This window comes from Agrobacterium sp. 20P9.1.2, from assembly GCF_057799395.1.
In genome coordinates, this window is the sequence record NZ_JBYOKI010000001.1 from 96,576 (window position 1) to 121,472 (window position 24,897).

A 24,897-nucleotide genomic window follows, 5' to 3' on the forward strand; every position below is an offset into this window, starting at 1 on the left:
AATTGCGTATAGCGCATGATTATTTCTCTGACGGAACCGCTTTTGCGCTGCGTCTGAATTCAGCGTCCGATAGGTGGACGCAAAATGTTTTTTAAAATCTGTCACTGTGTTTCGAAAGACAGAAGGGCATGCGATGGACCTGTTTTCCGGCTGGCATTGGATTGTTATTTTAGTCCTGATGTTCTTCCCGTTGATCTTCGTCTTCAGATCACCTCCACCTGGACCGAACAGGTTTGGACCTTCGGCGATGCCGATGACTTTTGGAGAAGCGATTTCCAGCTTTTTTAAAAACTATGTCAATTTCCAAGGCAGAGCGGCACGCTCGGAATATTGGTTCTGCATTCTGTTTATATGTGTCAGTTCTTTCGTCATCGAATTCATAGATACGAGCGGCTTTATCGGGGCGATATGGTCGCTTGTAATCTTGTTGCCGTCGATAACGGTTTCCGCCCGCCGCCTTCATGACATCAACCGTAGCGGCTGGCATCAGCTTTTGTCCTGCTTTGCGCCAGTCGGGTTGATCGTCGCTATCGTCTGGTACTGCACGCCGGGCCGCGACGAGACCTGATCTAGGATGTGATTGCGAAAGCATCACCCGTCACGGGTTTTGCCCGCACCCTGCGCATCGCTACCCACAGATGGGTCACGGGGATCAGCAGCGTACAGCCGCCGATGATGGCAAAAGGCAAATCTTGCCATCCTCCGTCACTGACGACGATCGTGGTCATGACCGTGGTGGTAAAAGCCAATGGGGCCAAACCGCAATAAAGCCCCGTGCGAAAATCGGCACCGTGTTTCGAGAGCTCTTCGGCGCCCTTGAAAAGATACACATGTGAGAGCCTTGCGAGTTTCCAGAGGGCCATGCTGCCGGTAATCGCCAGTGCCGCAATCGCGGTCACTATCAATCCCATCAGAATAATCGCCTCGCCGTCGCCGCTGGCATCGGCCAGATATACCATAAGCCAGACTGGGCTGAAGAGGATCAGCAAGGCCGCATAAGGTGCGCTAACAACAGCCAGCAGTCCGTAGGTAAAATAGAACGGGACGGCGAAGATGAGGATTTCCATGAGGTAGAGGATACGCGCCATCCGCTGTGATGTTTGGCGACCGGTCATGCCACGGCCTCCCGATGCCGCTCCGAAGCCAACGTCTCGTCGCTCAGCCTGCGCCAATTCTTCGAGGCATATCGATGCGCCTGTTTCAAAGCAAACCAGAGAGCGATTTGCTTTACGGGTGCCAGCAAACCGCGCGCGGTGAATTGGCTGCGACGCTCTACGCGGGTGACGTCTGGTCCCAGTGGGATCAGAACGAACTCGTCCTCGAGATTGCCGATCCAGTCCTTGCACCAGACGGTGCTGCCGATCATGCGGTAACGAAGCTTGCGGTTTGGTTGATAATCGAGAATATGCTGATCGATCGTGCCGCGATCTGTCGTGCACTGGCGCGTGTTGCCAACAGCACCATGGCCTTCCAGAACCTTGCAGCTCATCGGTTTGGGTATGCCCAGGCGAAACAGAAGCGGCCTGGATGTGTCCATTTTGGCATGTAGAAAATGCGGCCAGATGTGATGCGGGGCACAATTGAAAATCCACTGCGATTGAATTTGCATAACAAGCGTCCTTTCTTCATTTCTACAATTAGGTAATCAACTAAATATTATTTTGTCAACAGTTAGTTGATTGCCTAAGTGATTAATGATAGAAAGGGGCATGTCCATTCAGTTGATTTTCGAGGCGCTGGCCTCCCCCGTCAGACGCAAAATCCTGGCTTACGTCGCCCATCACGAGATGAATGCAGGCGATATCGCCGCGCGTTTCGAAATGTCGAAACCATCGATTTCGCAGCATTTACAATTGCTTGAACATGCGGGTCTGGTGTCGTCGGAAAAACGCGGCAAGTATGTTTATTACCGACAGGTCTCTGATACTCTTGCCAACAGCTTGACTGGTTTCGTGCAGGATATCTGCCCCATTGGCGCGCCACTGCGGCGTGAAAGTGCGGAGAATGCGCGTAAAGCGAAGGAAAAAGACTTAGGCACTGCGTCCGAGTAAGGACATCCTCAATACGCCAGATCAGCCACCACCGAGTCCAAAATTAGCATGCCCGATGGCGTGCAGCGCAAGCGGGAGTTGCCGATGCGTTCGATGAAGCCATTTTGGAAGAGGAAGTCTTTCTTGTGGGGATCAAGGTCGCGGACACCGGGGCGCTCCAGTTGGAAAGCGAGCCCCATTCCGTATGCAGCGTTTCAACCAGCAGTGCCACATAATGCGGATGTTTGCTCAGCGGCACTATTCTCAATCCTACTTCGATGACTGGATATCGGCGAGGGCTTGTCTCAGTTTGGACGCCAGCGCCACGTAATCATCACCGGACGATTTTGGGGCATCGGGCCAGGAATAGCCCATGCATGCGGGACGATGGCGTTTGTCTGTCGGCTCGGAATCGTATCTGGGCATGATATGGGCGTGCAGGGCAGGTTCTGCATTTCCCCAGATCTCATAGTTTATCCGCGCACATCCGGTCACGTTCAGAAGCGCATCACCCACCACAGCCATATCGTTTAAAAATATGAGACGCTCTTGGGCACCAAGATGGTTGAGGCTTTGGACGACAGGGTCCGCAAGCAAAAGACAATAGCCTGGAAGAGGCTGTACATCGCCGATGACCAGCCAACCTGAAGCCATCCGGGCAATGACGAAGGGGTTCGTGCCCGCCCGTGCCATCGCGACCCGTTCCTCAATCAGATTCATGGCTGCCTTTCTTCAAACACCGGATTTTGAATCGACGCATCATCAACACGCCAGATCAGCGACCACCGAGTCCAAAATCAGCATGCCCGATGGCGTGCAGCGCAGGCGCGAGTTGCCGATGCGCTCTATGAAGCCGTGCTGCAACAGGAACTCTTCCTTTTCGGGGTCGAGGTCGCGGCCCGAAAGGTCGCTCCAGCGGGCGAGGTCGACGCCTTCGCGCAGGCGCAGGCCCATCAGCAGCAGTTCGTCCGACTGTTCTTCGACACCCAGCATTTCCTGATCCAGAATGCCATGGCCGTCGCGTTCGACGGCCTCAAGCCATGTTTCCGGGTGGCGTTCGGTGGCGGTTGCGAGTTTTGCGCCGCCTTTGGTCAGGCGTCCATGCGCGCCGGGGCCGATGCCGGCATAGTCGCCGTAGCGCCAATAGGTGAGGTTATGGCGGCTCTCAGCACCCGGTATGGCGTGGTTGGACACTTCGTAAGCGGGCATGCCGTGACGGGCGGTAATCTCCTGCGTTGCCTCATAGAGCAGCGCGGATTGATCGCCATCGGGCACGATCAGCTTGCCTGCCTTGTGCAGACCGTAAAAGGCGGTGCCTTCCTCGATGGTCAGCTGGTAGAGCGACAGGTGATCGACCGCATAGGAAATGGCTTCGGCAAGCTCTTTTTCCCATTCCTCGACCGTCTGGTTCGGGCGGGCATAGATGAGGTCGAAGGACATGCGCGGGAAGATTTCGCGGGCGAGCCGGATGGCTTTCAGCGCATCGGCCACATCATGCAGGCGGCCCAGAAATTTCAGGTCGCGATCATTGAGTGCCTGCACGCCCATCGACACGCGGTTGACGCCCGCGGCGCGGTAGCCGCGAAAACGTTCCGCTTCGACGCTGGACGGGTTGGCTTCCATGGTGATTTCGATGCCGTCAGGCACATGCCAGAAACGGGCGATGCCATCCAGAATGGCGCCCACGGTCTGCGGGTCCATCAACGATGGCGTGCCGCCGCCCATGAAGATGCTGGTTACGACCTTTGAACCGCTCAGCTGCCGCATCGTGTCCATTTCCTTGAGGAAGGCGGCAACGAAACGATCCTGATCCACCGGCTTGTGGCGGACATGGCTGTTGAAATCGCAATAGGGGCATTTGGCCGCGCAGAAGGGCCAATGCACATAGATGCCGAAACCGGGTTCGCCGGTATCGGGTGCAATCGTTGTATTGGGGGCAGGGGAGAACCTGCTCCCAAGATCGGTCATCATGCGTTGAAACAGGTTTCGACGAATGTCTTGAAGGCGCGGGCGCGGTGGGAGAGAGCCTGCGGATCGCCGGGCTTCCAGCCATGCTTTTCCTCGGCGCTCATTTCACCGAAGGTCGTCTCGTAACCTTCCGGCTGGAAAATCGGATCATAGCCGAAGCCGCTTGCACCACGCGGTGGCCATGCGACCGTGCCTTCGATTTCTCCGCGGAAAAATTCGGTATGACCATCGGGCCAAGCGAGGCACAGCACGCTGACGAAACGGGCAGTACGGGCGGAAGGATCGGTCGCACCGCGCTCCTGCAAAGCGTCTTCGACCTTCTGCATCGCCATGGCAAAATCGCGCGTGCCATCCGCTGTCTCGGCCCAATTGGCCGTGTAAACGCCCGGATTGCCATCCAGTGCGTCGATCACCAAGCCACTATCGTCGGACAATGCGGGCAGGCCGGAGGCTTGCGCCGAGGCAAGCGCCTTGATCGCCGCATTTTCCTCAAAGGTCGTGCCGGTCTCATCGGGTTCTGCGAAATTCAGCTCCGCAGCCGACTTGGCGGAAAAGCCGAAAGGGCCGATGAGATCGGCGATTTCGGCGATCTTGCCCTTGTTGTGGCTGGCAACAACGATGGTGCGTGTATCGAGTTTGCGCATGGTCTTTCCGCTCCGGGTCAGGCAATCGCCTGCTTTTGCAGCTCAACGAGTTCTGCACAGCCGGTCTTGGCAAGGCCGAGCAGCGTCAGGAATTCCTCTTCCGAGAAAGGGGCGCCTTCTGCTGTGCCCTGAATTTCGACAATGCCACCGGAGCCGGTAATGACGAAATTGGCGTCGGTTTCTGCCGAGGAATCCTCGAGGTAATCGAGATCGATCACCGGCTGGCTGGCGAAAATACCGCAGGAGATGGCGGCGATATGGTCTTTCAGGACCTTCTCCACCTTGATCATGTTGCGGCTTTCCATCCACTTCAGGCAATCGTGAAGGGCAATCCATGCGCCGGTGATGGAGGCGGTGCGGGTGCCGCCGTCTGCCTGGATGACATCGCAGTCGATGCTGATCTGGCGCTCGCCCAGCGCCTGCAGATCGACCACGGCGCGCAATGAGCGGCCAATGAGACGCTGGATTTCCTGCGTTCTGCCACCCTGCTTGCCGGATGCGGCTTCGCGGCGCATGCGTTCATGGGTGGAGCGGGGCAGCATGCCATATTCGGCGGTGACCCAGCCCTTGCCACTGTTGCGCAGCCATGGTGGCGTCTTTTCTTCAAGGCTGGCGGTGACGAGAACATGCGTATCGCCAAATTTGACCAGACAGGAACCTTCGGCGTGCTTGGAGAAATTGCGCTCGAAAGAAACTTTGCGCATCTGATCGGTTTTTCTGCCTGAAGGCCGCATATGGTTCGTCTCCGTTTTGATCTCCGCCTTCTAAGGCCGCGACACCGGTTTTGCAAAGGAAAAGCGGGCTGGGGTTTACCCTGCGCGGAATTTCCGTTTTCACTTAACGACGCGAGAGACTATATTCGCTTTGTTACTGACATTATGAAGAGCGAGCGAAATGGGCCTTTCTCCTCCAATCGGAAAAGAACCGGGTGCGTTGCTGGATGATCGCTCGCGCGAAATCTTCCGCCGCATCGTTGAAGGCTATCTGGAAAATGGTGAGCCGCTGGGCTCGCGCAACCTGTCTCGCCTGCTGCCCATGTCACTCTCGCCCGCTTCCGTGCGCAATGTGATGAGCGATCTGGAAGAGCTGGGTCTCATCTATTCGCCGCATATCAGCGCCGGTCGTTTGCCCACCCAGACCGGATTGCGCTTTTTCGTGGATGCCTTCATGCAGGTGGGTGATCTGCCTGCCGAACAGCGCGCCAGCATCGACCGCCAGATCGGCCCCGTTTCGGGCCGGGAGCAGCCGATAGAGGGGTTGCTGACGGAGGCAAGCCGCATGCTGTCCGGCATGTCGCGCGGCGCGGGTCTGGTGCTGACGACCAAGAGCGACGCGGTGCTGAAGCATGTGGAGTTCATTCGTCTCGAGCCGACCAAGGGTCTGGCCATTCTGGTAGGTGACAACAATCAGGTCGAAAACCGCATCATCGATCTGCCCGCTGGTATCACCTCCTCGCAGCTGACGGAGGCCGCAAACTTTATCAACGCCCATCTGTCTGGCCAGACGCTTCCCGAATTGCGCACGCAACTCCTGCAGCAGAAATCCGAGCTTCAGACGGCGCTCAGCACGCTGGCTCAGGATCTGGTGACGCGCGGACTGGCGGTGTGGTCCGGCGATAATGAGGAAGGCAAGCTCGGACGGCTGATCGTGCGCGGGCGCTCCAATCTGCTGGAAGGGCTGGCGGGGGAAGAGGACATCGACCGCGTGCGGTTGCTGTTTGACGATCTGGAGCGCAAGGACAATCTGATAGAGGTTCTCAATCTGGCCGAGACCGGCTCCGGCGTCAGAATTTTCATCGGATCGGAAAACAAATTGTTTTCGCTGTCGGGCTCATCACTTATCGTTGCACCCTACAGGGACGATGAGAACCGCGTGGTGGGCGCCGTGGGCGTGATTGGCCCGACGAGGCTCAATTACTCGCGCATCGTGCCCATGGTCGATTATACCGCCCAGATCATGGCGCGGCTTTCCAGCCAAAGACGCTGATATCGAAAAGACATCATTGAATCCTAGATGGTTTCACTGGCAAGCCTTGATTTTTGCTTGGCAAAGCTCGATATCGGGCGCAACCCCTAACACTAAGCCATTACACATGTGAAGCTGGAGAACGTCATGACCGATGACACAAATAAAGCCGGACCTGACGCAGACGTCGTAGACGAGGCTAACGAAGCGGCAACGGCGGAGAACGCTGTGCCCGAGCAGGCAGAGCCCGATCCGATTGATGTGCTGAAGGCCGAAAATGCCGATCTGCGCGACAAATTCCTGCGCCTTGCCGCCGAAATGGACAATCTGCGTCGTCGCACCGAGCGTGAAGTAAAGGATGCCAAGGCCTATTCCGTCGCCGGTTTCGCCCGCGACATGCTGGCCGTATCCGACAATCTTCGCCGCGCTCTCGAAGCCATTCCCGAGGAACTGAAGACCAATGCCGAAGCGGGCATTACCGGCCTGATCGAAGGCGTCGATATGACCGAGCGCGCCATGCTGTCTGCGCTGGAACGTCACGGCGTGCGCAAGATGGATGCGGAAGGCCAGAAATTCGACCCGAATTTCCATCAGGCCATGTTCGAAATCCCCAACACGGCGGTTCCGAACAACACGGTTGTTCAGGTGGTACAGGCTGGCTTCACCATCGGTGAACGCGTTCTGCGCCCTGCCATGGTCGGCGTTGCCAAGGGTGGTCCGAAGGGCGAAGTGCCGGTTACGGCAGAGCCGGGCACCAGCGGCGTTAATGAGAAAGACGCTTAACTCGCGAGTTTCTCCCTCATTCCTGTGCCTGTCACAGGAATCCAGTCAGCCCAAGTCTTTGGGCTGAATAGAGTCTTTCCGACGCGCAGACGCGCGTCGACTGGATTCCTGTCACAAGGACAGGAATGAGGGGCGGAAATCGGCGTCGCTGCCATCACCGCTTAAACTGCCCATCCAGCCAGTCAAACGCATAATCCTGCTGATCCGCTTCGAACACATGGCCAACCGGCCAGATTTTGCGTTCGAACCGATCTGCCGCATCCCACGCATCCCAGACGTCTTTCATTTTCCCGAAGGCTTCCGTCACGGACGCAAGCGGGAAAAGCGTGTCCTTCTCGCCTGCGAAGATCAGCATGGCGTTGGGTGCTGCAAGGCTGGCGACATCGGGGTAGTCCAGATGCTGCATGAGGCCAGGGTGCGTCATGTGCCAGGCGGAGCCGCCGCGCAGCTGATTGTTGCCGGGCACCATCAGGCCCTTAGCGGTTCCCATCCAGTTGACCGCGACCGTGGCTGTGATGTCATCACTGAGGGCCGCCGCCTGCCATGCCCGGAATGCGCCCATGGAAAAGCCAATGGCCGCAATGCGCCCCTTGTCCACCTCTGGGAGGCTCTTGAGAAATGCCGCAGCGCGGACGTCTTCCAGCGCCATGGAGCCTGCGAGCGAGCTTCCCATATTGGCGAAATTGGCCGCGAGTGCCTGCTGGGCCTCATAGGTCAGCGGGCCGCGATCTGCCCAACCCAGAGCGTCTGTGGCCATAACGATATAACCGCGACGCGCAAGCTCATCACCGGGGAAACGGCCCGAGAAGAACTTTTGGCCCCACCCTTTAGAAGAGATCAGCCTGGCCTCGTCACCCCATGTCTCGATCAGCTTTTCCTTGCCGATATCAAATTTCGATCCATGGTCGTGGTAAAACACCGCTGCTGGGAAAGGGCCTTTGCCCTTGGGCACCAGAAGCAAAGCGAGAACGCGACTGTCCTGCGTCAGGTTGAATGCGATCTTGCGGGCGACATAAGAGCCGCGATCGATCTCATCGATAAGCTGGGGTGAAAAGTCGGTGTGATCAGGGGTCTGAAGCGTCAGTTCCCAGAGCTTGGCCCGCGCGTTCATTTTCCAGGCGGGAAGGTCGGTAACCTGTCGCGACCAGCTCAAGGGAAAGGTCAGGCGCTGTTTGAACACCTCGGCAAAGACTGGCAGAGCGTCGGGGGTAATGCCGTGGGCCTGGTAATCCATCATCGGCGTTGATGCCGTGTCATCCCCGCAGGCTGCCATGATTTTTTGAGACTCCATGATGCTCCCCCATCGCCAGATTTCGATCTCTGGCGGCGGTGGAGATTAACCCATCGAGCTTGAATGCAAAACCGCTCAGGCGGCGGTGGCCTGTTCCTGATTGAGGAAGGTGTAGATGGCCGTATCGGATTCGGTGGCACGCAGTTTTGCCACCAGTTCGGCATCGCGCAGCACACGGGCAATGCGCGACAGCGCCTTCAGGTGATCGGCGCCAGCGCCTTCGGGCGCCAAAAGGAGGAAGACCAGATCGACCGGCTGGTCGTCCAGAGCTTCGAAATCGACAGGATTTTCAAGGCGTGCGAAGACACCGACGATCTTGTCGATGCTGGCCAGTTTTCCGTGTGGAATGGCGATGCCGTGACCGACGCCGGTCGAGCCGAGCCGCTCGCGCTGCAAGATGACGTCGAATACTTCCCGTTCCGGCACTCCGGTGATCTTGGAGGCTTTTGCCGCCAGTTCCTGGAGGAGCTGCTTTTTGGAATTGACCTTGAGGGCGGGAATAATCGCATCTTGTTGCAGCAAATCTGCCAACGCCATTCTCTTTATCCTTCATGCCATCGAGACAAACCGGAAGTGCAACGCAGGACGCTGCACTTCCGATGTCTTGTCAGACTATTCAGTTCTTTATCGTCGCCGCGTCAATCCAACCGATGTTTCCATCGTTGCGGCGGTAAACGATATTCAGTTCCTTACCCGGGCTGCGAAACAGCAGGACCGGCTCGTCTGTCATGTCCAGCGCCATGACCGCGCTTGCAACCGTCATCGTCTTTACCTGCTTGGAGGTTTCAGCGACGATGGTCGGTGCGAAATCTTCAGGCAGTTCGTCGTCTTCATCAGGCATGGCATCCATGACTGTATAGGGAAACTCTTCCAGAATGCCGTTTGCCGAAGAACCGTTGTGGTGATCCTTCAATTTTCTCTTGTATCTGCGAAGCCGCTTTTCGATACGCGCAGCGGCGGCATCGAAGCTCGCTTGCGGATCGTTGGCCTGTCCGGCCGCATGCAGGACAATCCCGGTATCGAGATGAATCTTGCAATCCGCGTCGAAACGCGCACCGGACTTCTCCACAGTTACTTGACCAGAATACCCCCCATCAAAGTATTTGGTAATCGCCAGGCTAATGTTGTCCTCGATCCTCTGACGGAACGATTCGCCGATATCCATATGTTTACCAGATACACGCACACTCATGGAATTTTTCCTTTTTCAGTGATTTGCGTGTAACAGCTTACGTCAAGCGACGCCCTCATCCAAGCGTTTCGAGTCCGTTTCGGTCTCATTCCGGCTTAGTGCCCAAGCGCCTTCTACAATTTACCGTTGATCTGGCCCCTGCCTTCTGTGCGGCGAGCTTCTAGCCTTGGTGGCAGTAAGAGTCAATTAAGATTATTAACGATTTGAAATATATGAAGATTTCGTTACGCCGTGGCTACTTTTGCCATGGCTTTTTTCTCCCGTCGCCGCTGTACGGAGGAAGGGATATTCATGGCTTCACGATATTTTGCGACGGTTCGTCGCGCCAGTTCGACGCCATTTTTTTTCAGAATATCAACGATATCGTCATCTGAGAGAACCGCTTCCGGCGCTTCCTGGGCAATCATGATCTTGATGCGGTGGCGCACGGCCTCCGCCGAATGGCTGTCGCCGCCTTCGACGGCGCCAATGGAGACGCTGAAGAAATATTTCAGCTCGAAAAGGCCGCGTGGCGTCAGCATATATTTGCGCGATGTGACACGGCTGACGGTCGATTCATGCATCTTGATGGCGTCTGCCACCTGCCGCAGATTGAGCGGGCGCAGGTGGTCGACGCCGTGCAGCAGAAACGCGTCCTGCTGGCGCACGATTTCGCTGGCAACCTTCATGATGGTCTTGGCGCGCTGGTCCAGACTGCGGGTCAGCCAGCTGGCGGTCTGCATACATTCGGAGATGAATTCGCCGTCTTCGCCTTCGCGCGTCTTGAGCTTGGAGACCTGTGCAAAATAAGTCTGGTTGACGAGGACGCGGGGCAGGGTTTCCGGGTTGAGTTCGATCAGCCAGCCGCCATCACTCGATGGACGCACGATAATGTCGGGCACAATCGTTTCAGAAACACCGGTTTCAAAACCCGCACCGGGGCGCGGATTGAGGCAGCGGATTTCCGCGAGCATGTCGAGAAGGTCTTCCTCACCGACGCCGCAAAGCCGCTTGAGCGAGGCGAAATCGCGCTTGGCCAGCAGTTCGAGATTGCCGACGAACGCCTTCATGGCGGGATCGAGGCGATCTTTCTGGGCAAGCTGGATGGAGAGGCATTCGCTGAGCGAGCGTGCAAACACACCCGGCGGATCAAGCGTCTGCAAGGCGGACAGAATGGCCTCGACGTCTTTTCTGGATTTGCCCAGCCGCTCCGATACATCGTCAACGGCCTCTGCGGCAAGATACCCGGTCTCATCCAGATGATCGAGCAGCACATCCGCGATCATGCGGTCCTGGGCTGAGGAAACGGTGAAGGGCAGTTGCTGGCCGATGTGTTCGCGAAGGCTCGGCTTTCCGGCAACGAAATCATCGAGATCATAGGCCTCCGATCCCTCCGCGCCCGGCATCGATTTCCATTGGCCGACCAGTTCCGGCGCATCCGCCTTCTGCTGCGGACCATCATCGGGAAAGACGTTTTCGAAGCTGGTATCCAGCTGTTCGTTGAGGCTGCTGGCGCGATCGCCATACCATTCGTCAGGATCGGCGCTGTTTTCGGAAAACGTGTCCGGCGCAAGGGGCGCATCATCGAAACCGTCATCCACGGAGGCAGAAGTGCTGCCCAAATCGCTGTCGTTTGCCACTATTTCAAGCAGCGGGTTCTTTTCGACTTCCTGGGCGATGAATTGCGTCAACTCAATATGCGTCATCTGAAGCAGCTGAATGGACTGCATCAGTTGTGGGGTCATGACCAGAGACTGGCTTTGACGCAATAAAAGACTGGCGGACAAGGCCATGGCGGACGCTAAACTCCCATAAACCCCTTCATCGCTCGTATTTCTAAAATAATTGAGCGGTAAAGTCTGAACTGGCCCAAAAATTGCTTTTTATTCTTGTTTGGTCAAGCTCAACTATGGGGCTGGGCGGAAGAATCTTTGCCGGGACTGCAAGGCGTCAGTCGATTTTTTCAGCTTTGATGTCAGAGGCTGAAATTATTACCCAGATACAGTCTGCGGACATCGGCATTGTTGACGATCTCAGACGCGCGGCCATGGGTCAGCACTTCACCGGCATGGATGATATAGGCGCGATCGATCAGGCCCAATGTTTCGCGAACATTGTGGTCGGTGATCAAAACGCCGATGCCGCGAGCCGTGAGGTGGCGGACAAGGTTCTGGATATCGCCAACGGAAATGGGATCGACGCCCGCAAAGGGCTCGTCCAGCAGCATGAAGGTCGGGTCTGTCGCCAGCGCGCGGGCGATTTCCAGACGGCGACGTTCACCACCTGACAGGGCCACCGCTGGTGACTTGCGCAGCTGTGAAATGTGGAATTCTTCCAGCAGTTCATCGAGCTTGCGCTTGCGCTTCTTGTCGTCGCGCTCGTGCACTTCAAGAACAGCAAGAATGTTCTCCTCGACCGTCAGGCCGCGAAAGATAGACGCTTCCTGCGGAAGGTATCCGACGCCCAGACGCGAACGGCGATACATCGGCATGCCGGTAACGTCATTGCCGTTGATGGCGATCTTGCCGCTATCGACGGGAACGAGGCCGGTAATCATGTAGAAGCAGGTCGTCTTGCCAGCACCGTTCGGTCCCAGCAGGCCAACGGCCTCGCCACGGCGAACGACGAGCGAGACGCCATTGACGACGCGGCGGGTGTTGTAAGTCTTGGTCAGGCCATGGGCGATCAGCGTGCCTTCATAGCGCGCCTTGTCGCCGGAGGCGATGTCCGCTTCCGGAGCGCGCGCGGAACCGGCGCCGAACAGCTTTGGAATTGAGAGCATCTTCACGGGGTGCGGACTACTGCTTTTTCTGCGTTTTGGGATCGAGCATGATGCGAACAGGTCCGCCACAGCTTTCCAGCTTCGCTTCACCCGTCGTCATGAAGACGGTGAGCTTGCAACCGGTGAAGACGTTGGTTTCCTGCGACAGCACGACCTGCTTGCCGGACAGAATGAAGGTCTGCGCCGCCATGTCGAATTCACCCTTGTCGGCTGTTGCCTTCTGGGTGCCTGACGTGAGGTAGACGGAGTTATCGACGAAAATCTTGTCGATATCGGCACCACCACTGGTGATCGAGGAATTGGCGGCAGCGCCATCGCCCTTGCTCTTGTAAAGCACGGTCATCTTGCCCGCCTGCAACGTCGTCGTGCCCTGCACAACCTTCACGTTGCCGGTGAAATAGGCCTTGTGTTCCTGATCGCGTACTTCCAGCTGGTCGCTTTCAATGGCAATCGGCTGATCGTTGGAAAGCTTGAGGCCTTCCATGCTGCTTGTCGTGTTCTGCGCGGCGACGGGGCCAGCAAGACAGGCGAGCGCAATGGCGGCAGCATAGGTGGCGGCGTTGGTGCATCGGGCGGGGCGCGAAATCTGCATCATCTGGGTCGGGCTCTCACTTGCCTGCGTTCTGAATGGTGGATGCAGCTATACGAGCTCGTACCTGCCCCGAGAATGTAATCGTCTTGCCATTATCTGCTATATGCATGCTTTCTGCAACAATCGAACCATCCTTGGTGGTGATGGAGACAGGCGTCGTGCTGTCCATCGTTCCGGCTTTCAGGTCGACATTTGCAGACTGGAACCTAGCTTGTATGCCATTGCTGAGATTGATGTCAAAGGGTGCCGTCATTTGCAACCGGTTTGTGGCGCGGTCAAACAGGCCTTCCTGAGCCACCACCTGTGCGACTATGTCGTTCATGGGCACGGCCGCCAGCACTTTTTCCAGCGTCATCAGGTTGGGGCTGGCAATATCCTGCAAGGCCCGTTCGGCATTCATGGAATAATCGAAACCCTTGTTGTTGCGCCCGGCAAGGGCCGGTTTCTCCATGACGATCTTGCCGTTTTCAACCGTCGCGCTTTGCAGCGAAACCTCGTCCGGCAGCCAGGTGCGGGCCAGAGATACGGCAATGAAGGCAAGCGATATGATGGCCGCGCCGAGCGGAAGAATGATCTTCAGTTTCTTGACGCGTGCGGAATGGCGGAGCGCCATATCATAGGCACCCGTATGTCCACCGGACATCGGGAAACCGGGCGCTGGCTGGCTTAGTCGTTCAAGCATCTCATAGGTCCGGGGCAATATCGTCGCAATCAAAAGGCTTGGGCCGCGACGTTATCCATGGTTGCAGTTGTCTTTCGCACGAGGGCCTTGCCCTGCCAATATGGTTTTTCTCTGAAATAGCACAAGGGGAACGATATTTTTATCAAATCGATGCTTTCCCGTTTGTTTCCTTGCAAGAGGTGGTTACAAGGCTCCATATGGCGGGCTTGAAAACGCTGTTACGGGCTTAATCGAAGGTGAGTCAATGGATCAGATGGCAATCGCAGATCGCAGACAGTTGCGGCGCAAGCTGACATTCTGGCGCATCGCAGCCGTTCTTCTTCTGGTGGCAGGATGTTTTGCGATCTACCGCTTCGCCTTTGCCGAACCGACGAAGAGCGTGCGCCCGCATATTGCCCGCGTCGAAATCAGCGGCCTCATTCAGGACGACACCGAACTTCTGGAGCGCCTGCAAAAGATTGCCGAAAGCGACAGCGCCAAGGGCCTGATCGTTTCCATCTCTTCGCCCGGCGGAACCACCTATGGCGGCGAGCGCATTTTCAAGGCGATCCGTGCCGTTGCCGAAAAGAAGCCCGTCGTGTCCGATGTGCGCACTTTGGCGGCTTCTGCCGGTTACATGATTGCCACCGCAGGCGATACGATCATCGCTGGCGACACCTCTATCACCGGTTCCATCGGCGTCATCTTCCAGTATCCGCAGGTCAAGCCTCTGCTCGACAAGCTCGGCGTCTCCTTACAGGAGATCAAGTCTTCGCCGATGAAGGCTGAGCCATCGCCCTTCCATGAGCCGCCAGAGGAATCCAAGGCCATGATCCGCAACATGGTCATGGACAGCTACAGCTGGTTCGTTGACCTCGTCGCAGATCGCCGCAAGCTGCCGCGTGAAGAGGTGCTGAAGCTGGCCGATGGCTCGATTTTCACCGGTCGTCAGGCCGTTGCCGTGAAGCTCATCGACACGCTGGGCGGCGAAAAAGAAATTCGCAGCTATTTCGAAAGCCGCAACGTTGCCAAGGATCTGCCGATCGTCGAATGGACGGCTCCTCCCAAACGCTCGCCATTTTCACTCTTCAGTCTTGCGGGCATTGCTCAAATGCTCGGATATGACGAATTTCTGCCATTCAACGTGCCTCGCCAGCTGGGTGCCGACAAGTTGTTTCTTGACGGTATGGTTTCGGTTTGGCAGGTTGGTGACCATTAAAAATCCAATTCTTTCAGGGGGCAACCGTGATTAAGTCTGAACTGGTGCAGATTGTCGCTGCGCATAACCCGCATCTTTACCACCGTGACGTGGAAAATATCGTCAACGCCGTGCTCGATGAGATCACGGATGCGTTGGCGGCGGGCAACCGTGTGGAGCTGCGCGGCTTCGGTGCCTTTTCAGTCAAGAATCGCCCCTCGCGTTCCGGACGGAACCCACGCACGGGTGAGTCCGTTTTTGTCGAAGAAAAATGGGTTCCCTTCTTCAAGACCGGCAAAGAGCTGCGTGAGCGTCTCAACCCGGGCATGAGCGACGTCGAAGACGAAGACTAAGTCCGGGCGCAGATCGTTTTGGTGATTTTGCGCTTTGGAGAACGGTTGAGACCGAGCAGTCGGGCTCCTATCTGACGTCCATGCAGGTTTGTCTGAAGGCCCCTGCAGCATCGGCACGAAAATCGAGTACGATTTTCGGAAAGCACGGTGCGTAGATTCAAAGAGTTAGTGCGTCCTAAAGGGCGCATCGCGCTCTAAAGACGGAGTATCGTTGGATGTCTAAGAAGATCGTCAATCTCGTGGTTCTGGTACCGCTCGCCATCATTCTGGTGGTGTTGTGCGTGGCCAACCGGCAGGCGGTGACGCTGGCGCTCAACCCGTTCCGGCCCGATGACAGCGTCTTGTCCTTCTCCGCACCGTTTTTCGTCTTCATTTTCCTCGCCGTCATTTTCGGCGTGTTTCTCGGCTCTCTGGTCACATGGTTCTCGCAGGGTAAATACCGCAAGCGCGCCCGCACCGAAGCCAAGGAAGCCGTTCGCTGGCATGATGAAGCCAACCGGCAGAAGGCAGCAGCCAATGCGGTGGTCATCGCTCCGTCCACGGATGCACGCATCGCCGCCAAGTGAGTTCTCCACGACGTGATGGGTGTTGAAACCGCAGCCCTTTGATAATATTGCGCTGTGATGTTATTCGCTGTCGCATAAGAGTCTGTTTGGAAACTCGGCGCTGGGTCGACCCGTCCGATGTTTTCAAACAGACTCTAGAATGCGGTCAGACTTGGAAAGAACCCCGTTGAAGAAAAAAGACAACCGCCCGGGCGCCAAGTCGCGCGCGGGGCAGGAACCCCGGCAGCGCAATGCCGGTAAACCGGCAAGACAAAAAGACACCGCTCCCCGCAGCCGCGCGCCGGACCATGTCCGCGCTGCCGCTAGCGCGCCTTCCAAATCCGGCAAAGCGGCTGCGAAGGCTGGCGCTCAGGAGAGTGTGAAGGTCAAGATTGCCCCGCAGGAGACGGAGCAGGTTCCGCCCCGCCCTCTCAAGCAGCGAACCGGCGATCTGCCGGGCGAACAGGTTCCGGTTATCCTGGAATCGCTTGGTGCAGGTGATTTCCACCTGATCGACACCGGCAACGGGCTGAAGCTGGAGCAATATGGCAATTACCGCATCGTGCGGCCCGAGGCCCAGGCGCTATGGCGTCCGAGCCTGCCCGAGCGTGTTTGGGAAAACGCCGATTCCATCTTCACCGGCGATACGGATGAAGACGGCATGGGCCGCTGGCGCTTTCCCAAGGAGCCGCTGGGCGAAACATGGCCGCTCTCTCTCCTCGGCGTCAATTTCCTCGGTCGTTTCACCGCCTTTCGCCATGTCGGCGTCTTCCCGGAGCAGATCGTTCATTGGGAATGGCTGAAACATACGGTTGAGACGGCGGGTCGCCCGCTCAAGGTTCTCAATCTTTTCGGTTATACCGGTGTCGCCTCGCTGGTGGCGGCGGCTGCGGGTGCTGAAGTGACCCATGTGGACGCTTCCAAGAAGGCAATTGGCTGGGCGCGGGAAAATCAGGCACTGGCGGGGCTGGAAAACGCACCGATCCGCTGGATTTGCGAAGATGCGATGAAGTTCATCCAGCGCGAAGAACGGCGCGGCAACACCTACGACATTATTCTCACGGATCCGCCGCACTTTGGCCGTGGCACCCATGGCGAGATTTGGCAACTGTTCGACCATCTGCCGCTGATGCTGGATGTCTGCCGCGATATCCTGTCGCCCAAGGCGCTGGGTCTGGTGCTGACCGCCTATTCGATCCGCGCAAGTTTTTATTCCATGCATGAGCTGATGCGCGAAACCATGCGCGGCGCGGGCGGCGAGGTTGCCTCGGGCGAACTCGTTATCCGCGAGGCCGGTCTTGACGGCAAGACGCGGGGCCGTGCGCTTTCCACCTCTCTCTTCAGCCGCTGGGTGCCGAAATGATCGATGACCGCCGTGAAAACAGACCGGGCCGGGTAGGGCAGGTCAAAGAGGTCACCAGCCTTGCCAACCCCATCATCAAGGACATCAAGAACCTGACCCAGAAGAAGGGCCGGGAAGAAACCGGTACCTTCATGGCCGAAGGTCTGAAGCTGGTCATCGATGCGCTGGAACTGGGCTGGACGATCCGCACTTTGGTTTACGCAAAAAATGCCAAGGGCAAGCCGCTGGTCGAGCAGGTGGCAACCAAGACCGTCGCGTCCGGCGGGCTGGTTCTGGAAGTCACCGAAAAAATCCTCTCCTCCATCACCCGTCGCGATAATCCGCAGATGGTGGTCGGTATTTTCGATCAGAAATGGACGCCGCTCAAGGATATCCAGCCGCAGGAAGGTCAGACTTTCATTGCGCTTGACCGTGTGCGTGATCCCGGCAATCTCGGTACCATCATTCGTACTGCCGATGCGGCGGGTGCATCCGGCGTCATCCTCGTTGGAGATTGCACCGACCCGTTTTCGCTGGAAACAGTGCGCGCCACCATGGGCTCGGTCTTCGCCACGCCGGTTGCGCATGCGACGGTGGAAGAATTTCTGGCCTGGAAAAAATCAGCTGGTGTCAGCGTGGTCGCCACCCATCTTGCCGGGTCTGTCGATTACCGGACCATCGATTACAAGCGCAAGCCGACCGTGATCCTGATGGGCAACGAACAGTCCGGCCTTCCGCCGGAACTGGCTGCGAAGGCAGACCAGCTGGCGCGCATTCCCCAGCAGGGGCGTGCCGATTCTCTTAATCTGGCGATTGCAACGGCAGTCATGCTGTTTGAAGCCCGCCGTCATCTTCTCGAACTTGCACCGGTAAAATGATGGCAAAGCCTGCTCTGTTCTCCAAGCCCATCCCGGCCATCGCCCTGATCGTCTTTGCGCTGATCGCAGACCAGATCATCAAGCTTCTGGTGGAAGCCTATCTGCCACTGCAGCAGATGGTGCCGGTCATGCCTTTCTGGGCGCTCTACCGCACCTATAATCTCGGTGTCGCCTTTTCCATGCTGGCGGACATGGAAGGGTGGTTCATCGTCACCATGCGCCTGGCCATCGTTGGTTTCGTCATCTGGCTGTGGCGCAAGACGGACAAAGATCGCACCTTCGCGCATCTGGGCTTTGCGCTCATCATTGCCGGTGCCGCAGGCAATATTTTCGACCGCTTTTTATACGGCCATGTGATCGATTATATTCTTTTCCACACTGACACTTGGTCTTTTGCGGTCTTCAACCTCGCCGATAGCTTCATCACCATCGGTGCTGGCTGCGTTATTCTGGACGAGATCTTGCACGCCAGAGCATCAAGCCGCGCTAAAAACGAGGAACGCTAAAAATTTAGCGATCAAGCCAAGCCAATCCAAACGGCTGGCGTGCTAGCGTCGTGGTATGAGCGAACTGGCGAAACTGAAAGAGCAGCTTTCCGAAGCCTTCGGCCCGACTGAGGCGGATGCTGTTCCTCCGGTCGTTTCAAAAAAGGCGAGTCCGCGAGAAGCCGACGCCCTTCCTTTCTACAACAAAATTCTGCGCCGGGTGACGCTGTTCACCGCTGGCTGCGGCTTTGCTTTCGCCAGTGCCGTTTATCTGGGTGGAAACGCCGCACTTTATATGGCCGCACTGTCGGTCGCCATCTGCGTATCCTGCGCGCTCTACATGATGGTCCGATCCTCCATGCTGCGGCAGGCATCCGTGCGCGATGCGAAAATCATCGAAGCGCGGCAGATGCAGAATGCGGCGCTGATGGCCGAAATCCATGAGGCGATGGGCGATATCGTCGTGACGCGGGACATGGAGCGGCGCATTCTGCACGCTAATGCCGCCTTTTGCGAAATGACCGGCTGTGCGGCTCCCCGCGGCAAGACCTGCGAGGAAATCGGCATTGCCTTCCGCCCCGGTGGAAAGGCGCATTGCTACGATGTGGAAATCGCAACGCCCTACGGCCAGCGCATCTTCACCTGGCACGATGTGGTCGCCAATGATTCCTCCAGCAGCCGTCTGGTTATCAGCAGCATCGCCCGCGATATCACCGATGAGCGGGCGGCACTCCGGGCGCGTGAGGATGCAAGGCTGCGCGCGGAAAATGCCAATGCCGCCAAGGGCAGGCTACTGGCCACCGTCAGCCACGAAATCCGCCTGCCGCTGTCGGGCATTCTGGGCATGAACCATCTTCTGTCACAGACGAAGCTCAGCCATGAGCAGCGCAATTATCTGGATGGCATGCGCCAGTCCGGTCAGGCGCTGGTGCAGCTGGTGGAGGATCTGCTGGACTTTTCCACCATGGAAGCGGGACGTTTCCGGCTCAACCCGCGGGCGGAGAACCTGCGTCAGCTGATTGAAAGCGTGGTGGAAATGCTGTCCCACCGCGCCCATGAGAAAGGCATCGAAATCGCCTCCATCGTTGCACCCGACGTGCCGGATTATCTGGATTTCGATCCGGCCCGGCTTCGGCAGGTCCTGTTCAACCTCATCGGCAATGCAGTGAAATTCACCAGCAAAGGCGGTGTGCTGGTACAGGCCTCCATGCAGGGCGACACGCTGTCGATTGCCGTTGAAGACACCGGCCCCGGCATGAGCAAGACCGAACAGGCCCGCATTTTCGGAGAGTTCGAGCAGGCGGGCTCCACCTCGCAACGCAGCGCTGGCACCGGGCTTGGCCTTGCCATCTCCGCCCGCATCATCCGTGAATTCGGCGGCCAGCTGTCGGTGACGAGCAAGAAGGGCAAGGGCAGCATCTTCACGCTCACCTTCAAGGCAGGCTCCGCGACGGCATCGGCAGGGCCTTCCAGCCGCATCGATGCGCTGCGCAGATCGAATGTCCTGCTGCTTGCCCCCGCAGGTATTGCTGCAAACGCCACCATCGAATCGATACAGGCGCTTGGCGGCGAGTGCATGCTGGTCTCGACCACGCGTCAGCTGGAAGCGCTGCGGTTGAAAGCTCCAGTCGATCTGGACCGCGTCACCGATATCATCATCGATCACCGTGCCGCGCCGGAGTTTCGCGAGAGCCTTCAGAACTGGCCCGTCGTGGCGGATCGGACGGTGCGCCACATCCTTCTCGTCAATCCGGAAGACCGCGCCTCGCAGCAGCAGGAAGATTTCGACGCTTGGCTGATCAGGCCGCTGCGGGAAAAGTCGCTGACGGATGTGCTGTGTGGTCGCCTGCGCGGTGTAGAGCGGCGCGATGCCATCAACGACAATAACCATCCCGGCCTCGGTTTCTTCTCCCTGCTGGATGAGAAATCCCACGACCTCGACGTTCTCGTGGCCGAGGACGATCCGGTCAATGCCCGTATCCTGCGTGCGGTGCTGGAAAAATCCGGCTGCACGGTGCGGCTGGTCAGCGATTTCGAGGCTCTGTCTGCCGCTCTCGGTGGCGCTGAAACCTTGCCTGATCTGATCATTTCGGATTTGAACATGCCGGGTGGCGACGGGCTGCAAGTGCTGCCACGCCTCTGCGCCTCGCTGGCAGGTAAAAGCACGCCTGTGATGGTGCTGAGCGGCGATACGACGCCGGATACCAAATCGACTTTGCTGCGTGCCGGCATCGCCGCCGTGCTGGCAAAACCCGTGGAGCCTAAGCGGCTGATCGAGGAAGTGCTGCGGTTGTTTCCCCAAAAAAGCACAGGCAGATTTTAGATTTGATCTGCGGGCCGTTACGCGGCTAACTGTCACTGTTTTGTCGTCAATAAGTGATTTATGACAGTCAGAACCAAACGGTGGTGGGACGATTCTCCATGATCACGGAAATTCTCGAGCACGACATTCGCGAGCGAAATGTCATCACCAGCGCCCGTCCCGTTTCGCAGACGCGCAACGACGACGTCTTCGGCCGTATCGGCCCGTTGGAAACGCGGCTTGCGCGCAATGACCGCGAAATCGACGCCGCGCAACATGTCCGCTTTCGCGTTTTCGTGGAAGAAATGGGCGCGAGACTTCCCGCCGACGCCATGCGCCGCAACCGCGATGCCGACGCTTTCGACGCCGTCTGCGACCATCTGCTTGTCCTCGATAATTCCATCGAAGGCGACACCGAAGATCAGATCGTTGGCACATACCGTCTGCTGCGGCAGGAAACGGCCTTTGCCCATAACGGTTTTTATTCGGCCAGCGAATTCGATATCGAAGGGCTGATCGCCCGGCATCCCGGCAAGAGCTTCATGGAGCTGGGCCGCTCCTGCGTGCTGCCGGAATATCGCACCAAGAGAACGGTGGAATTGCTGTGGCAGGGCAACTGGGCCTATGCCGTGCGCCACCGCATGGACGCCATGATCGGCTGCGCCTCCTTCCCCGGCGTGCAACCGGAAGCGCACGCGCTGGCGCTCTCCTTCCTGCACCATACCTGCGGCGCAAAGGGTGACTGGGCGGCGCAAGCCTTGCCGGAACTCTACCGCGAAATGGACATGATGCCGATGGAGGCCATCAACCCACGCCGCGCACTTTTCGCCATGCCGCCGCTGATCAAGGGCTATATGCGCCTCGGCGCCATGTTCGGCTCCGGTGCCGTCGTCGATCACGCCTTCAACACCACGGATGTTCTGGTCATCCTGCCGGTTTCTTCGATTGCGGGCCGCTACATCAATTATTACGGCGGCGACGCCTATCGCTTTACGGGTTGATGCTTTCCGGCCAAGCTTCCTGTGGGCAGGTGGCTTCTATGTGTTGTCCTGATGGGGCGGGGCCGTTAGTCTCTGCGCTCGTTTCCCGCAACACATAGCGATATTGAAAAGCCATTGACGGACGTTCACTCCACTGCCTCGCTCATATCCGAGGAGAGCCGCGCCTCGGCCACTCCGATGATGGAGCAATATATCGAGATCAAGGCGAACAATCCCGGTTCGCTGCTCTTCTATCGCATGGGCGATTTCTACGAGCTGTTCTTCGATGATGCGGCGGAAGCTTCGCGGGCGCTGGGCATTACGCTGACCAAGCGCGGCCAGCATCTGGGGCAGGATATTCCCATGTGCGGCGTGCCAGTGCATGCAGCCGATGATTATCTGCAAAAGCTGATCCTGCGCGGCTACCGCGTGGCGGTGTGCGAGCAGACGGAAGACCCGGCGGAAGCCAAGAAGCGCGGCTCCAAATCCGTGGTGCGGCGGGATGTCGTGCGTCTGGTGACGCCGGGCACGCTGACCGAAGAAAAGCTGCTTTCGCCAACGGAATCCAATTATCTGATGGCACTGGCGCGTATCAGGGGCAGCGGCGATGCTCAGTTTGCGCTGGCCTGGATCGACATTTCCACCGGCGTTTTCCGTTTGGCCGAAACGACGCTGACGCGGCTTCTGGCCGATATCTGGCGCATCGATCCGCGCGAACTGATCGTCGCCGACAGCCTGTTTCATGACGAAGAGCTGAAGGCCACCTTCGATGTGCTGGGCCGCGTGGCCGTGCCGCAGCCTGCCGTTCTGTTCGATAGTGCGACCTCTGAAGGCCGTATCGCGCGCTATTTTGGCGTCACCACACTGGATGGCTTCGGCACGTTTTCCCGCGTCGAAATGGCCGCTGCTGCCGCAGCGGTTGCCTATGTCGAGAAAACGCAGATTGCCGAGCGCCCGCCTTTGGCAGCACCCGAACGGGAAAGTGCGGCCTCTACCCTCTTCATCGACCCCGCCACCCGCGCCAATCTGGAACTGACTAAGACGCTGTCGGGCGAGCGCGACGGATCGCTGCTGCACGCCATCAACCGCACGGTCACAGGCGGCGGCGCGCGGCTTCTGGCAGAGCGGCTGATGTCGCCGCTGACGGATGCCGACAAGATCAATGCCCGACTGGATGCCGTCGCCTATCTGCTGGATGATGTGTCGCTTTCGGATGGCTTGCGGGATGCGTTGAAGCAGGTGGCGGATATGCCGCGCGCGCTGTCGCGTCTGGCGCTGGATCGCGGCGGGCCACGGGATCTCGGTGCCATCAGGATCGGGCTTTCCGCCGCCGCCCATGTTGCGGAACTGCTGGATCAGGGCCTGTTGCCGGATGAGCTGGCGGATGCTCTAGCCGCGCTGAAAGCGCTGCCGACGACGCTGGAAGCGATGCTCAGCGCCACGCTTGCCGATGAATTGCCTTTGCTGAAACGCGATGGTGGTTTCGTGCGCGAGGGCTCCAACCCGGAGCTGGATGAGATTAGGGCGCTGCGTGACCAATCCCGCCGGGTCATTGCCGGGTTGCAGCTGCAATATTCCGAAGAGACGGGCATCAAGTCTCTGAAGATCAAGCACAACAATGTGCTGGGCTACTTCATCGAGGTCACGGCGGGCAATGCCGATGTGATGATGACTGGCGATGAGGCCAAAGCCCGCTTCATCCACCGCCAAACCATGGCCGGTGCCATGCGCTTTACCACGACGGAACTGGCCGATCTGGAAAGCCGCATTGCCAATGCCGCCTCGCAGGCGCTCACCATCGAACTGCAGGCATTCGAGCAGATGGTGCGGGCCGTCGTTTCCCATGCCGAAGCCATAAAGGCCGGGGCGTTGGCGCTTGCGGCCATCGATGTTGCCACCAGCCTTGCCTATCTTGCCGCAGAACAGGCCTATTGCCGCCCGGTCATCGATGGTTCGATGATGTTCGACATCAAGGGTGGTCGCCACCCGGTGGTGGAACAGGCGCTGCGCCGCCAATCGTCAGGGCCGTTCATTGCCAATCATTGCGATCTTTCGGCGGTGAATGGCAATCGCAACGGCGCGATCTGGCTGCTGACCGGCCCGAACATGGGCGGTAAATCGACCTTCCTGCGCCAGAGCGCGCTAATCGCCATTTTAGGCCAGATCGGCTCCTTCGTTCCGGCGGAAGCAGCCCATATCGGCATTGTCGACCGGCTGTTCTCCCGCGTCGGTGCATCGGATGATCTGGCGCGCGGGCGCTCCACCTTCATGGTGGAAATGGTGGAAACCGCTGCCATTCTCAATCAGGCGACAGACCGCTCGCTGGTCATTCTGGACGAGATCGGTCGCGGCACGGCAACCTTCGATGGCCTTTCGATTGCCTGGGCGGCTGTCGAACATCTGCATGAGGTCAACCGCTGCCGCGGACTTTTCGCCACCCACTTCCACGAATTGACGGTGCTGTCGGAAAAGCTTGGACGTCTGTCCAATGCCACCATGAAGGTGCGCGAGTGGGAAGGCGACGTGATCTTCCTGCACGAGGTGGGGCCAGGTGCGGCGGATCGATCCTACGGCATTCAGGTGGCAAGGCTGGCAGGGCTTCCGGCTTCCGTCGTGGAGCGGGCGCGGACGGTTCTGACCCAACTGGAAGATGCCGACCGCAAGAACCCGGCCAGCAAGCTGATCGACGATCTGCCGCTGTTTCAGGTGGCGGTGCGGCGCGAGGAAAGCCGCAGCCATGGAAATTCCAAGGTGGACGAGGCTTTAAAAGCACTCAACCCGGATGAGATGACCCCGCGTGAGGCGCTGGATGCGCTTTATGCGCTCAAGAAACAACTTGGCAAGGCTTGAGCCTTACAGTGCCCCTTGTGAAGGGGCATTGAACTTTTAAGATGCGCATCGTGCCTGTCCATCACGCCCTAAAATCG

Annotated in this window: 26 protein-coding genes and 1 pseudogene; 13 read left to right on the forward strand and 14 right to left on the reverse strand. The window is 58.1% G+C overall.

All coding sequences use genetic code 11. The features are described 5' to 3' along the window. Positions 1-133: 133 nt before the first annotated feature. Positions 134-568 carry a DUF805 domain-containing protein gene (locus tag AC27VJ_RS00420; protein ID WP_488682388.1) on the forward strand — a complete coding sequence of 145 codons (435 nt, stop codon included), beginning with the start codon at positions 134-136 and terminating at the stop codon, positions 566-568. 1 nt (position 569) lies between these two features. On the opposite strand, the gene AC27VJ_RS00425 is transcribed toward AC27VJ_RS00420, so the two are convergent. Continuing rightward, a complete protein-coding gene (locus AC27VJ_RS00425; RefSeq protein WP_488682389.1) occupies positions 570-1,115 on the reverse strand; it encodes a hypothetical protein in 546 nt (181 codons plus the stop codon). Further along, on the reverse strand, positions 1,112-1,609 hold the full coding sequence (locus AC27VJ_RS00430) for an SRPBCC family protein (protein WP_488682390.1): 498 nt from the start codon (positions 1,607-1,609) through the stop codon (positions 1,112-1,114). The genes AC27VJ_RS00425 and AC27VJ_RS00430 overlap by 4 nt, the downstream gene beginning before the upstream one ends. A 100-nt stretch (positions 1,610-1,709) precedes the next feature. Between AC27VJ_RS00430 and AC27VJ_RS00435 the strand changes: the two genes are divergently transcribed. Further along, positions 1,710-2,051, forward strand: a complete 342-nt coding sequence (locus AC27VJ_RS00435; RefSeq protein WP_488682391.1) for a metalloregulator ArsR/SmtB family transcription factor — start codon at positions 1,710-1,712, stop codon at positions 2,049-2,051. An 8-nt stretch (positions 2,052-2,059) separates the two neighbouring features. Here AC27VJ_RS00435 and AC27VJ_RS00440 read toward each other — a convergent pair. From AC27VJ_RS00440 to rph, 5 genes and pseudogenes are all read right to left on the reverse strand, one after another. Next, a pseudogene (locus AC27VJ_RS00440) lies at positions 2,060-2,194 on the reverse strand (radical SAM family heme chaperone HemW); the annotation flags it as partial. A 106-nt stretch (positions 2,195-2,300) separates the two neighbouring features. Continuing rightward, positions 2,301-2,750, reverse strand: coding sequence for an HIT family protein (locus AC27VJ_RS00445; RefSeq protein WP_488682392.1), 450 nt, complete (start codon positions 2,748-2,750; stop codon positions 2,301-2,303). A 42-nt stretch (positions 2,751-2,792) separates the two neighbouring features. After that, positions 2,793-3,998: a radical SAM family heme chaperone HemW gene (gene hemW, locus AC27VJ_RS00450; protein ID WP_488683147.1), complete on the reverse strand. Its 1,206-nt coding sequence runs from the start codon at positions 3,996-3,998 to the stop codon at positions 2,793-2,795. Continuing rightward, entirely contained in the window at positions 3,998-4,642 is a 645-nt protein-coding gene (gene rdgB, locus AC27VJ_RS00455) for an RdgB/HAM1 family non-canonical purine NTP pyrophosphatase (RefSeq protein ID WP_488682393.1), read from the reverse strand. Before rdgB ends, hemW begins: the two co-directional genes overlap by 1 nt. Positions 4,643-4,659: 17 nt before the next feature. Continuing rightward, entirely contained in the window at positions 4,660-5,376 is a 717-nt protein-coding gene (rph, locus tag AC27VJ_RS00460) for a ribonuclease PH (protein ID WP_062451601.1), read from the reverse strand. A gap of 160 nt (positions 5,377-5,536) precedes the next feature. On the opposite strand from rph, the gene hrcA reads away from it, so the two are divergent. Together hrcA and grpE are read left to right on the forward strand one after the other, a co-directional pair. Next, on the forward strand, positions 5,537-6,628 hold the full coding sequence (gene hrcA / locus AC27VJ_RS00465) for a heat-inducible transcriptional repressor HrcA (RefSeq protein ID WP_113087252.1): 1,092 nt from the start codon (positions 5,537-5,539) through the stop codon (positions 6,626-6,628). 126 nt (positions 6,629-6,754) lie between these two features. Continuing rightward, the gene (gene grpE / locus AC27VJ_RS00470; protein ID WP_113087251.1) at positions 6,755-7,390 is read left to right on the forward strand and encodes a nucleotide exchange factor GrpE; all 636 of its coding nucleotides are present in this window, start codon (positions 6,755-6,757) and stop codon (positions 7,388-7,390) included. A gap of 154 nt (positions 7,391-7,544) precedes the next feature. On the opposite strand, the gene AC27VJ_RS00475 is transcribed toward grpE, so the two are convergent. The 7 genes from AC27VJ_RS00475 to lptC all read right to left on the reverse strand — a co-directional run bounded on the left by AC27VJ_RS00475 (position 7,545) and on the right by lptC (position 13,908). Continuing rightward, the gene (locus AC27VJ_RS00475) at positions 7,545-8,681 is read right to left on the reverse strand and encodes a dienelactone hydrolase family protein (protein WP_488682394.1); all 1,137 of its coding nucleotides are present in this window, start codon (positions 8,679-8,681) and stop codon (positions 7,545-7,547) included. Positions 8,682-8,756: 75 nt separating this feature from the next. Then, positions 8,757-9,218 (reverse strand): PTS IIA-like nitrogen regulatory protein PtsN, encoded by a 462-nt coding sequence (ptsN, locus tag AC27VJ_RS00480; protein ID WP_113087249.1) that lies wholly within the window; start codon positions 9,216-9,218, stop codon positions 8,757-8,759. A 79-nt stretch (positions 9,219-9,297) separates the two neighbouring features. Continuing rightward, positions 9,298-9,873 carry a ribosome hibernation-promoting factor, HPF/YfiA family gene (gene hpf, locus AC27VJ_RS00485; RefSeq protein WP_113087248.1) on the reverse strand — a complete coding sequence of 192 codons (576 nt, stop codon included), beginning with the start codon at positions 9,871-9,873 and terminating at the stop codon, positions 9,298-9,300. 224 nt (positions 9,874-10,097) lie between these two features. Next, on the reverse strand, positions 10,098-11,645 hold the full coding sequence (rpoN, locus tag AC27VJ_RS00490; RefSeq protein WP_488682395.1) for an RNA polymerase factor sigma-54: 1,548 nt from the start codon (positions 11,643-11,645) through the stop codon (positions 10,098-10,100). A gap of 182 nt (positions 11,646-11,827) precedes the next feature. Continuing rightward, positions 11,828-12,634 carry an LPS export ABC transporter ATP-binding protein gene (lptB, locus tag AC27VJ_RS00495; protein WP_488683148.1) on the reverse strand — a complete coding sequence of 269 codons (807 nt, stop codon included), beginning with the start codon at positions 12,632-12,634 and terminating at the stop codon, positions 11,828-11,830. Positions 12,635-12,650: 16 nt separating this feature from the next. Further along, positions 12,651-13,229, reverse strand: coding sequence for an LptA/OstA family protein (locus AC27VJ_RS00500; protein ID WP_488682396.1), 579 nt, complete (start codon positions 13,227-13,229; stop codon positions 12,651-12,653). Positions 13,230-13,242: 13 nt separating this feature from the next. Next, positions 13,243-13,908, reverse strand: coding sequence for an LPS export ABC transporter periplasmic protein LptC (gene lptC / locus AC27VJ_RS00505; protein WP_488682397.1), 666 nt, complete (start codon positions 13,906-13,908; stop codon positions 13,243-13,245). Between the two features lie 244 nt (positions 13,909-14,152). Here lptC and sppA point away from each other — a divergent pair, with 244 nt between their 5' ends. The 9 genes from sppA to mutS all read left to right on the forward strand — a co-directional run bounded on the left by sppA (position 14,153) and on the right by mutS (position 24,820). Next, positions 14,153-15,106, forward strand: coding sequence for a signal peptide peptidase SppA (gene sppA / locus AC27VJ_RS00510; RefSeq protein WP_488682398.1), 954 nt, complete (start codon positions 14,153-14,155; stop codon positions 15,104-15,106). 2 nt (positions 15,107-15,108) lie between these two features. Further along, positions 15,109-15,438, forward strand: coding sequence for an integration host factor subunit beta (locus AC27VJ_RS00515; protein WP_268753650.1), 330 nt, complete (start codon positions 15,109-15,111; stop codon positions 15,436-15,438). 215 nt (positions 15,439-15,653) lie between these two features. After that, on the forward strand, positions 15,654-16,004 hold the full coding sequence (locus tag AC27VJ_RS00520) for a lipopolysaccharide assembly protein LapA domain-containing protein (protein ID WP_062451592.1): 351 nt from the start codon (positions 15,654-15,656) through the stop codon (positions 16,002-16,004). A gap of 166 nt (positions 16,005-16,170) precedes the next feature. Further along, positions 16,171-17,346, forward strand: a complete 1,176-nt coding sequence (locus tag AC27VJ_RS00525) for a class I SAM-dependent methyltransferase (RefSeq protein ID WP_488682399.1) — start codon at positions 16,171-16,173, stop codon at positions 17,344-17,346. Then, on the forward strand, positions 17,343-18,203 hold the full coding sequence (locus AC27VJ_RS00530) for a TrmH family RNA methyltransferase (RefSeq protein ID WP_113087242.1): 861 nt from the start codon (positions 17,343-17,345) through the stop codon (positions 18,201-18,203). The genes AC27VJ_RS00525 and AC27VJ_RS00530 overlap by 4 nt, the downstream gene beginning before the upstream one ends. Then, the gene (gene lspA, locus AC27VJ_RS00535) at positions 18,203-18,709 is read left to right on the forward strand and encodes a signal peptidase II (protein WP_488682400.1); all 507 of its coding nucleotides are present in this window, start codon (positions 18,203-18,205) and stop codon (positions 18,707-18,709) included. The genes AC27VJ_RS00530 and lspA overlap by 1 nt, the downstream gene beginning before the upstream one ends. Before the next feature lie 55 nt (positions 18,710-18,764). Further along, positions 18,765-21,011 (forward strand): PAS domain-containing hybrid sensor histidine kinase/response regulator, encoded by a 2,247-nt coding sequence (locus AC27VJ_RS00540; protein ID WP_488682401.1) that lies wholly within the window; start codon positions 18,765-18,767, stop codon positions 21,009-21,011. Positions 21,012-21,109: 98 nt separating this feature from the next. Further along, positions 21,110-21,991 (forward strand): l-ornithine N(alpha)-acyltransferase, encoded by an 882-nt coding sequence (olsB, locus tag AC27VJ_RS00545; protein WP_062451588.1) that lies wholly within the window; start codon positions 21,110-21,112, stop codon positions 21,989-21,991. Between the two features lie 177 nt (positions 21,992-22,168). Continuing rightward, positions 22,169-24,820: a DNA mismatch repair protein MutS gene (gene mutS, locus AC27VJ_RS00550; RefSeq protein ID WP_488683149.1), complete on the forward strand. Its 2,652-nt coding sequence runs from the start codon at positions 22,169-22,171 to the stop codon at positions 24,818-24,820. Positions 24,821-24,897: the final 77 nt, after the last annotated feature.

Excerpts from the sequence above, each read along its gene's own strand:
- rdgB (WP_488682393.1), bottom strand. The coding sequence starts at position 4,642 with ATGCGCAAACTCGATACACGCACCATCGTTGTTGCCAGCCACAACAAG.
- hrcA (WP_113087252.1), top strand. The coding sequence starts at position 5,537 with ATGGGCCTTTCTCCTCCAATCGGAAAAGAACCGGGTGCGTTGCTGGAT.
- mutS (WP_488683149.1), top strand. The coding sequence starts at position 22,169 with ATGATGGAGCAATATATCGAGATCAAGGCGAACAATCCCGGTTCGCTG.
- grpE (WP_113087251.1), top strand. The coding sequence starts at position 6,755 with ATGACCGATGACACAAATAAAGCCGGACCTGACGCAGACGTCGTAGAC.
- lptB (WP_488683148.1), bottom strand. The coding sequence starts at position 12,634 with ATGCTCTCAATTCCAAAGCTGTTCGGCGCCGGTTCCGCGCGCGCTCCG.
- AC27VJ_RS00500 (WP_488682396.1), bottom strand. The coding sequence starts at position 13,229 with ATGATGCAGATTTCGCGCCCCGCCCGATGCACCAACGCCGCCACCTAT.
- AC27VJ_RS00520 (WP_062451592.1), top strand. The coding sequence starts at position 15,654 with ATGTCTAAGAAGATCGTCAATCTCGTGGTTCTGGTACCGCTCGCCATC.
- AC27VJ_RS00435 (WP_488682391.1), top strand. The coding sequence starts at position 1,710 with ATGTCCATTCAGTTGATTTTCGAGGCGCTGGCCTCCCCCGTCAGACGC.
- AC27VJ_RS00425 (WP_488682389.1), bottom strand. The coding sequence starts at position 1,115 with ATGACCGGTCGCCAAACATCACAGCGGATGGCGCGTATCCTCTACCTC.
- hemW (WP_488683147.1), bottom strand. The coding sequence starts at position 3,998 with ATGACCGATCTTGGGAGCAGGTTCTCCCCTGCCCCCAATACAACGATT.
- ptsN (WP_113087249.1), bottom strand. The coding sequence starts at position 9,218 with ATGGCGTTGGCAGATTTGCTGCAACAAGATGCGATTATTCCCGCCCTC.
- AC27VJ_RS00475 (WP_488682394.1), bottom strand. The coding sequence starts at position 8,681 with ATGGAGTCTCAAAAAATCATGGCAGCCTGCGGGGATGACACGGCATCA.
- AC27VJ_RS00530 (WP_113087242.1), top strand. The coding sequence starts at position 17,343 with ATGATCGATGACCGCCGTGAAAACAGACCGGGCCGGGTAGGGCAGGTC.
- hpf (WP_113087248.1), bottom strand. The coding sequence starts at position 9,873 with ATGAGTGTGCGTGTATCTGGTAAACATATGGATATCGGCGAATCGTTC.
- AC27VJ_RS00540 (WP_488682401.1), top strand. The coding sequence starts at position 18,765 with ATGAGCGAACTGGCGAAACTGAAAGAGCAGCTTTCCGAAGCCTTCGGC.
- AC27VJ_RS00445 (WP_488682392.1), bottom strand. The coding sequence starts at position 2,750 with ATGAATCTGATTGAGGAACGGGTCGCGATGGCACGGGCGGGCACGAAC.
- lspA (WP_488682400.1), top strand. The coding sequence starts at position 18,203 with ATGGCAAAGCCTGCTCTGTTCTCCAAGCCCATCCCGGCCATCGCCCTG.
- sppA (WP_488682398.1), top strand. The coding sequence starts at position 14,153 with ATGGATCAGATGGCAATCGCAGATCGCAGACAGTTGCGGCGCAAGCTG.
- lptC (WP_488682397.1), bottom strand. The coding sequence starts at position 13,908 with ATGCTTGAACGACTAAGCCAGCCAGCGCCCGGTTTCCCGATGTCCGGT.
- olsB (WP_062451588.1), top strand. The coding sequence starts at position 21,110 with ATGATCACGGAAATTCTCGAGCACGACATTCGCGAGCGAAATGTCATC.
- rph (WP_062451601.1), bottom strand. The coding sequence starts at position 5,376 with ATGCGGCCTTCAGGCAGAAAAACCGATCAGATGCGCAAAGTTTCTTTC.
- AC27VJ_RS00420 (WP_488682388.1), top strand. The coding sequence starts at position 134 with ATGGACCTGTTTTCCGGCTGGCATTGGATTGTTATTTTAGTCCTGATG.
- rpoN (WP_488682395.1), bottom strand. The coding sequence starts at position 11,645 with ATGGCCTTGTCCGCCAGTCTTTTATTGCGTCAAAGCCAGTCTCTGGTC.
- AC27VJ_RS00430 (WP_488682390.1), bottom strand. The coding sequence starts at position 1,609 with ATGCAAATTCAATCGCAGTGGATTTTCAATTGTGCCCCGCATCACATC.